Source organism: Mesorhizobium sp. M7A.F.Ca.CA.002.09.1.1 (assembly GCF_003998555.1).
GTDB classification, from domain to species: domain Bacteria; phylum Pseudomonadota; class Alphaproteobacteria; order Rhizobiales; family Rhizobiaceae; genus Mesorhizobium; species Mesorhizobium ciceri.
Genome location: NZ_RZRR01001425.1, coordinates 1 through 789 on the forward strand (window position 1 = coordinate 1; position 789 = coordinate 789).

General features: G+C 66.4%; 1 pseudogene. It reads left to right on the plus strand.

Annotation, left to right across the window (positions count from 1 at the left end):
- Window positions 1–789, plus strand: a pseudogene (locus tag EN994_RS33725) (autotransporter outer membrane beta-barrel domain-containing protein); the annotation flags it as partial.

Here is a 789-nt window from a genome sequence, read left to right on the forward strand (position 1 = left end):
CGGCGAGGTAGAGGTCAAGAACACCAGCAACATCACGACCGTGGGCTCCCTCTCACACGGCATTCTCGCCCAGTCGGTCGGCGGCGGTGGCGGCAATGGCGGATCTGTCGGAACGTTTGCCGTCGGTCTGTTCGGCGCCGCTTCCGTGGCGATCGGCGGCGGTGGCGGCGATGGCAATCTCAGCAACCAGGTCACGGTCACCCACAAAGGTGACATTCATGTCGGCGGCATGGGCTCGAAGGCCATCCTTGCGCAATCGGTCGGTGGCAGTGGCGGCAACGGCGGTTCGGCTTATTCAGGCGCGGTCAGCGCTGGTCTCTACGTGTCCGCTTCGGTCGGGGTTGCCGTGGGTGGCGAGGGCGGCAACGGAGGCAATGGTGGAAAGGTAACGGTTCGGGCTGATGGCAACCTGATTGCCGACACCGACGCAGCCGGTTCCGGCGGCATCGTTGCCCAGTCCATCGGCGGCGGCGGCGGCAATGGCGGCCGCGCTGCCACGATTTCGGGTGCAGCCAGCACGGGGGTCAGCGTTTCACTCGGTGTCACTGTTGGTGGCTGGGGTGGCGACGGTGGCAAGAGCGACCTCGTCATCGTCGACAGCGGCATGAATGGCGGCGGCAGCATCGTTACCAAAGGCGCCAACGCGATCGGCATCCTCGCGCAATCGGTGGCCGGTAGCGGCGGCAATGGCGGCGATTCCTGGGGAGCTGCAGGCGGCTTCGGGGTCAACGCCAGCATCAATGCGACAGTCACCATCGGTGGCGGCGGCGGCAAGGGCAACATCAGCGG